At 43.3% G+C, this 6,973-nt stretch carries 8 protein-coding genes; 7 read left to right on the top strand and 1 reads right to left on the bottom strand.

Translation table 11 applies throughout. From position 1 onward, the window contains the following. Positions 1–33: 33 nt before the first annotated feature. The 5 genes from QZ135_RS24145 to QZ135_RS24125 all read left to right on the top strand — a co-directional run bounded on the left by QZ135_RS24145 (position 34) and on the right by QZ135_RS24125 (position 3,156). Positions 34–768: a C39 family peptidase gene (locus QZ135_RS24145; protein ID WP_294615589.1), complete on the top strand. Its 735-nt coding sequence runs from the start codon at positions 34–36 to the stop codon at positions 766–768. An 11-nt stretch (positions 769–779) separates the two neighbouring features. After that, entirely contained in the window at positions 780–929 is a 150-nt protein-coding gene (locus tag QZ135_RS24140) for a hypothetical protein (RefSeq protein ID WP_294615587.1), read from the top strand. After that, complete coding sequence (locus QZ135_RS24135) at positions 880–1,938, top strand: hypothetical protein (protein ID WP_294615585.1); 1,059 nt, start codon at positions 880–882, stop codon at positions 1,936–1,938. The genes QZ135_RS24140 and QZ135_RS24135 overlap by 50 nt, the downstream gene beginning before the upstream one ends. A 29-nt stretch (positions 1,939–1,967) precedes the next feature. Further along, positions 1,968–2,498 (top strand): helix-turn-helix domain-containing protein, encoded by a 531-nt coding sequence (locus QZ135_RS24130; protein ID WP_294615583.1) that lies wholly within the window; start codon positions 1,968–1,970, stop codon positions 2,496–2,498. 403 nt (positions 2,499–2,901) lie between these two features. Beyond that, the gene (locus tag QZ135_RS24125) at positions 2,902–3,156 is read left to right on the top strand and encodes a helix-turn-helix transcriptional regulator (protein WP_294615581.1); all 255 of its coding nucleotides are present in this window, start codon (positions 2,902–2,904) and stop codon (positions 3,154–3,156) included. Here the strand turns inward: QZ135_RS24125 and QZ135_RS24120 are convergent, their stop codons facing one another. Then, positions 3,157–3,540, bottom strand: coding sequence for a BlaI/MecI/CopY family transcriptional regulator (locus tag QZ135_RS24120; protein ID WP_294615579.1), 384 nt, complete (start codon positions 3,538–3,540; stop codon positions 3,157–3,159). Positions 3,541–3,923: 383 nt separating this feature from the next. Here QZ135_RS24120 and QZ135_RS24115 point away from each other — a divergent pair, with 383 nt between their 5' ends. Together QZ135_RS24115 and ccpM are read left to right on the top strand one after the other, a co-directional pair. Next, positions 3,924–5,114 (top strand): ABC transporter ATP-binding protein, encoded by a 1,191-nt coding sequence (locus QZ135_RS24115; RefSeq protein ID WP_294615577.1) that lies wholly within the window; start codon positions 3,924–3,926, stop codon positions 5,112–5,114. 109 nt (positions 5,115–5,223) lie between these two features. Further along, positions 5,224–6,744: a Cys-rich peptide radical SAM maturase CcpM gene (ccpM, locus tag QZ135_RS24110; RefSeq protein WP_294615575.1), complete on the top strand. Its 1,521-nt coding sequence runs from the start codon at positions 5,224–5,226 to the stop codon at positions 6,742–6,744. Positions 6,745–6,973: the final 229 nt, after the last annotated feature.

Raw genomic sequence — 6,973 nt, 5'->3', positions numbered from 1 at the left:
ACCGACTCCGAGAGCCGGAAAAGAATCCTGTTTATGATCCTGGCCCCGGTTATAGGGCTTTTGCTTTTGATTGCCTTCATCCTGTACCTCATTACCAGCCCCTTTTCCATGCTGTCCCAATGGCTGATTGGAGATGAGGTAAATGTGGTGGAGGATTTTCAGAAGCAATATGGTTACAACCAGCAGCTCGGCATTTATGAGAAAGACTATATAGACGGTAGTGGTCAGAGCTATGAGGGCGTCATCTTTACGGATGGGGCGACCGAAGTTGTCTACTACAATCAGTTGGATGAGCGATGGGCCGATCTTCCGTATGGAACCGATAATATTGGCGGTTATGGATGTGGACCGACCTCTATGGCGATTGTGGTATCCAGCCTGACAGACCAGACCGTTGATCCCCCCACAATGGCAGAATGGGCGTATCAGAACGGCTATTGGTGTTCCGGCAACGGGTCCTATCACTCGTTGATACCGGGGGCTGCGGAGGGCTTTGGGCTTCAATGGGAAAGCATCAGCACCGATGACCCGCAAGCTGTGGTGGATGCTTTGGCATCCGGGAAATTGATTGTGGCACTCATGTCAAAAGGCCACTTCACATCCAGCGGTCACTTTATGGTGCTGCGCGGAGTGACCTCTGAAGGAAAAATCCTGGTGGCCGATCCTGCCAGTAAAAAGCGAAGCGAACAGGAATGGGATATATCAATCATTCTGGATGAAGCCAGAAAGGGCGCAGCAGCAGGCGGTCCCTTATGGGCGATCTACTAAAGGGGTGCGATATGAATAACCGAAACAAGCTGATTGAACTGTTTATCTACATCGTGATCGTGACGGTGGGCATCGTGCTCTTGCTGACCGGCGGGGCGGATGACAAAACCAATGCTGAAACTATGGGAGGTGAATCCTATGCTGTTGTACTTGACGAGTAACCAGAAAAGTAACCTGATCGACCCCGCCGTGCGGAGTATGACTCTGCCCGCCAAGAAGCTGGTCGGCCGGTTCAGCCTGAAAAGTTTCGTGACCAAAGATATGCGCAATTATGCCAACGCCAAATTTTTTGTGGTGGATGCGGCGTGTATCGAGGAAAGCGGCAATGATTTCACCCTTGCCCTGCAATCCTTTCAAATGATGTTCTCCGCCCGGATCATCGTCATCCTCTCCGGCTGCGAGGATGTGAACGGCGAGGTACAGAGGCTACTGTCCATCGGCGTTGTGAATCTGGTTACAGGTGAAACGCTGGATGACGCCCTGGACGAGCTGACAGAAGCGCTTTCCGAAGATGGGATGCAGCGGTATGTGGTAAAGGCTCCCGTCTACGAACAGCCAGTTACTCAGCGTGAGAAAGCCCCGGAGCCGGATGAGATTATTCCGTACCGCTGGAACGCCCGGAATATCCGTATTGCCGTGGCCGGTTCGCAGCGCAGGAGCGGCGTGACGGTGACGGCCTTTAACCTGGCATCTTGGCTGGCGGCCAGAGGTGCGGAGGTGGCGTATATCGAAGTCAATCAGAACCGTCACCTGCAGCTCCTGCTGAACATCTACGAAGCGGCGCCGGATGGGGAGCATTACACCATTGATGGGATCGACTGCTACCTGACCAACGAGCCGGATAGGGAGTATCAGTTTATCATCTATGACTGCGGCGTGATGCAGACGCCCACCTCTATTTTCCGTGACGCGGATCACCGGCTCCTGTGCGGAAGTGTCCTGCCCTATGAGATTCCGGTGTTCCACAAGGCATTGTCCGAGTGTGGTTCGTTGGAAGTGCGCCCGATAGCGATCTGTGTGCCGCAGGAAATTCAGGAATACTGTATGGAACTCTTTGGGGAAGATGTGCGGATTGCGGCGGCATCCCACGACCTGTTTGCAAAACGGGTCAACGGACAGATTTACCGGCCGCTGGTGGAGAAGTATATTGCAGGAGAAAAACGCCTGTAACAGTAAGACATGATTGGGAGGATTGGAATATGGCAAAGTTTGAGTATATGCAGCGGGCATTTTCTTCTGAACTGAAGCCCAGAGCGCGGCTTGTGCTGCAAGTCCTGGTTCTGCATTGCAACAAAGAGGGCGAGTGCTTCCCCTCTGTCAAGACCATAGCCGCCAAGTGCGGCTATGGGGTGTCCACCGCAAAGCGGGCGCTGGATGAGCTGGTGAAGGCGGGATATATCATCAAGCAGGCCCGGTTTGACGAGCGTAAGAACGGCGGCCAGACCAGCAACCTCTATACCTTATGCTCCGACTTGCCCTGCCCTGACGAGCCGGAAAACGCTCCTGTGTCGGAAGATGATGCGTCTGATGAACCCCCGGCAGTGCAGCCGGAAAGTGCCTCTGCGGATGCCTGTAACACCCCTGATCCCACACTTGGGGAGCAGTCTGCCACTTTGCCGACAGCGGATTCCTACTTCTTTGCAGATGGCTTTGAAACAAAAATCGGGCGGCAAAATTGCCGCTCGATTCGTATGTGGACTGGGGGGCAGTCCATTTTTATACCCCCTTGAACCGTACAGGTGAACAGATACTTACGAATGAAAATAGAAATAGGTAGTGCGCTATTGCGAATATCTCAATGATTACGAAAAAAGGCACTACATTGATTTCTCACTGCGAGAAAATCAAGTTCCAACCGGAATGGAAGAGAAATATCTGATAGCTACCGTTGCCTTCTTGTTTTATTGTCTATTATCGGGAGAGAATGAAAGAGGTGGATGCTATTGCAATAGCAATGAGCTAACAATGTTGATGAAAACATCGCAAGCCAAGGCTACATATAGATAGTAATCTTCATCAGGTAATTAAATTCGCATAACTTATAAGTGAATACTATTAAAACTGATATACATTTTTTACTACTGATTTATTAAAATTAAATGGAAGTAACGAAAGGGTAACAGGGTGAATCCTATGGAACACGTATATGATACAGTTATTGAAGAGAAAGACTATGGAAGAGTTCTTTTGAATGTCAAGGAAATAATGGACAAAAAGGGAATCAACAGAAATATGTTGGCGAGATTAGCAGGAATTCGCTTTGAGGTGGCCAATCGCTTATACACAGGAAATGTTTACAGACTAGACCTAGATGTCTTAGCTCGTGTGTTACACGTCTTGCAATGTTCTGTTGAAGATATTATTCAATATGAGCCAGCAAATAAATAATCACTTTTCCTTATCTTTATCGTCATCTTCATGACGATTAATTAACACTATAAGTGCGTCAATCTCATCTTTAGTTAATCCCTTTTGGGATAATAATGAGGCGAATAAAAGGTTCAAATTGCCTCCAAATATGCGATCCGCTAGTCCAGTAGTTTCATTGCGGACTACCTCATCTTTAGAAATTAGGGCGGAACAAACAAAATTTGGTTCAGTTCTTTGGATTAGTCCTTTTTTAACACAACGCTTTATCAAAGTATACGTAGTGTTTTTATTCCATCCTATTTCTTTTGTGAGAATATTAGCAATTTCTTTTGCAGGCATTTCATCATGTTCCCATAATATTTCTAGAATTCTCAATTCTGATGACGATTGTCGTTGCGACATTTTTATATTCCTTTCGAGTGTTTTAATGTAATTTTTAAAGATTAAATTGTGTTTTTACTAGTTAACAATAACGGACGCCGGACTTCAATCCGGCTTTTTTGCTGTGGCATATCATTGATCAATTCAAATGGTAGTTGATAATAGCGAAAGAACAGTATCACATGGCTTCAACTTTTCTCTCACGACATTATTATATCACATATAACCGCTTGATGACAATTCAGGAAAACATGCGTAAGGTTAATCTGCTAACTCCAACCAGCTTCACGCAGACTACTAATAGAAAACAAAAAAAGTTCATCAAGGCAAAAAACGCACAGATTAGCAATGTGTCACAAATAAACTACACATTAATAGTAGCATTTTAAACAGAATTGACTTTTATGGATAAGTCAATTATACTTATGTCAGACTACAAATGTATTATACCGCTACATACAATATGCGTATTTTGCCTTTATCGAGATATAGAGTATTGCGGTAATGATCTTCAGGGCCACAACACTTTGCTAACGGAAAGGCTTGATGATATGCCACAAAAAAGAAGTTTACATGACATTTTTAATCTAAAATCACACACTTTGAAAATAGTAGTGCTAGTTTTGCTTTTCGCAGCAAGCACAGCTTTAGGCGTTATAGTACCACTTCTTGAACAGCAGCTCATTGATGACGGCCTTATTAAGCTTGATACAAATGTAGTCCTGAGATTCAGTGTGCTTTTTCTGTTGGTTATCTCAATCAGTAAGGGAATAGAGTTTTTAGAACTGAGCATTCAGAATAAGATCCAGACTGATGTAGGAATCAAACTAAAGCAGAAAATTTTTGAACACGCATTTCAACTAAAGCCTTCTCAATATCAGAAAGATGGTTTCTTAAAGATACTCTCTGACGCTTTATATGACGTCGATAACGTTTTGGAAATTGTAGAAAACAATTTCCTTATTATAGGAGGAATTGCGATAAAAACTGCCGGAGCGATTGTCGCTCTACTTATTATCAGCTGGAAGTTGACATTAGTCGTACTATGTTTTATTCCAGTGAAGATTCTATTAAACAGTATCGCAAAAAAAAGAGTAGCACATCAGAGTGAATCGCTTCTAGAAACCCACAAAAAATACACACATTGGCTCAATAATACCGTTCTTTGTATTCCTGATATTAAGCTATGGAATCTTAAGAAGCAAAAAGAACACGAAGGAATCCAGTATGAGGCGGACATACATCGGCTTCTTCGGAAATCTTTACTAGTCAAACAAGCTAATAATAGCTGTTCACAAATATTGGATCATTTGGTTACCTGTGCGCTCTACCTTTCGGGCGTATTGATGATGCTCTCGCAAAATTTGACCCTTGGAGGGTTAATGGCTTTTATCTCATATTCAAGCTACATAGTTTCTCCTTTAGATATTATTCTAGGGCTAAGACTATCTATCAGCGAGATTCAGCCATCCATTGCTAGTTTAAGACAGTTTTTTTCTTTAGAGCGAGAAAATCATGATAGCATCACTCACATTCCTGATGATATCAAGTCGATTTCTGCAACTAACCTTAGCTTTCAAATTGATGATAAGTAAGTGCACAATAACCACCCGCCTAGAATCCCGGCCAACGATGTGAGATAATATCCCAAAACTTGAAAAACGCACGGTGAGTTTTTCGAGAAGGAGGGAGAGATGCTATCAAATGGCAGATGTATTGGCAGTGCGGGACGACTATCGGGCGCAGACATGGAGAATGCTTATTCAGGAATGCAGCAACAGTGGACTGACAAAACGGGAGTTTTGCCGGCGGCGTGGGATTTCCGAGAAATGTTTTCAAACTCCGAAAGGTTGTTATCTTTATGATCGGTATTCCAACTCTGTTATTCGTGTGAGTACAGAGCAGTATGATGAATTGGTAAAAATCGAAGCTGGATTAGCAGAGGCATCCAGCAGTTATGTCATTAAGGAATTACAAGAAAAAGGAATTTGTCTTCCTGGTGAGGTAAAAGAGATTTTTCATCCCATGACCCCATTCTTAACTCATCTTCTGCAACACAGAATTAGAGATGTGATTCTGCAAGTAACGCAAAATTGCAATTTGCGGTGTGGTTACTGTACATATGGAGGCAATTATAAAAATCGCACCCATAGTCTTAAGACCATGAATTTTGAACTTGCAAAAAAAGCTATAGATTTTGGCGTGGAACGCAGCCAAGAATCCTCGGATTTTGTCGTTAGCTTCTATGGTGGCGAACCACTCCTTGCCTTTAACCTTATAAAAAAATGTGTCGCATACGCTAAAGAGAACATACAAGGAAAAGAGCTTCATTTCAACATGACAACTAATGGAACATTACTTACTACGGAAATCATGGATTTTCTTGTAGAGAATAGGTTCCAACTTCTTATTAGTCTAGATGGCGATAAGGAATCTCATGATGCCAATCGCGTATTTAAATCTGGCAAAGGGTCTTTTGACCTTATAATGCAAAATGTGCGTAACTTCAAAGCAAGGCATCCTTCGTATGTTGCGGAACACGTACAATTCAATACAGTAATAAATCCCAAAACAAACCCATCATGTTTTGATGAATTCTTCTCTGTTTCATCTGTGTTCCAGGACACACATATCATGTTTAACGAAGTGGCTTCATCAAATGTTAAAGAAAACTCTCTTGTTTCGTTTGGCGAGAATTACCGGATCAAAAGGAAATTTGAATTTCTCAAACTTTTCATGTCCATGTCAGGAAAGTTGGATGAGCGCTATGTTAGTCGTCTTGTAAAAGAGTCTAAGCGCTCATATTACGACCTTTACAAGGAGTTACGATTGCATACAGCGATTTCTAGTGTTATGCACCCGCAAGGTCCTTGTATCCCTGGCATAGTACGGCTCTTTGTAAATGTCAATGGAGAATTTTTCCCTTGCGAAAAAGTTCCTGAACTAGCTTATTCTTGTATTGGGAATATCGACAATGGCTTTGATATCGAGAGGATTAAACAAGTCATGAATATCGGCCGTTTGTCTGAAAAGGAGTGCAAATCCTGTTGGGCAGTGCGGTTATGCTCATGCTGTCTCAATGACATCGAATGCCATAATTGTACAATTGACTGTCAAAGTAAGTTAGCTGGATGCGGCGAAAGAAAAAATATGGCATTGTCAAATCTCTTTGACATTACTGTACTTAGTGAAAATGGCTTTGAACTCCCATTGGAGGAAGAATGATGAAGAAGGCAATAATTTTCCCATACACAGCGGACGCAATTACTCTCTTTGAAAACAGAGATGATATGATTGGATACGATCCTAGCCTTGCTACGAGCAGTATCCCGCAGTAAACGTTCCACAATAGAGCCTGAGTCTTTTGTCTCCAGAAGATTGCCTAGAAAGGAATAGTAGATAAAGGTTAGCTGCATATAAAGTATTAAAATTCGACACTGCTTGTAACAGGCGG

It is taken from the genome of uncultured Bacteroides sp. (assembly GCF_905207245.1).
Taxonomy (GTDB): Bacteria; Bacteroidota; Bacteroidia; order Bacteroidales; family Bacteroidaceae; genus Bacteroides.
Note: the sequence above shows the minus strand (reverse complement) of the source record. Positions and strands in the feature narration are given on the sequence as shown.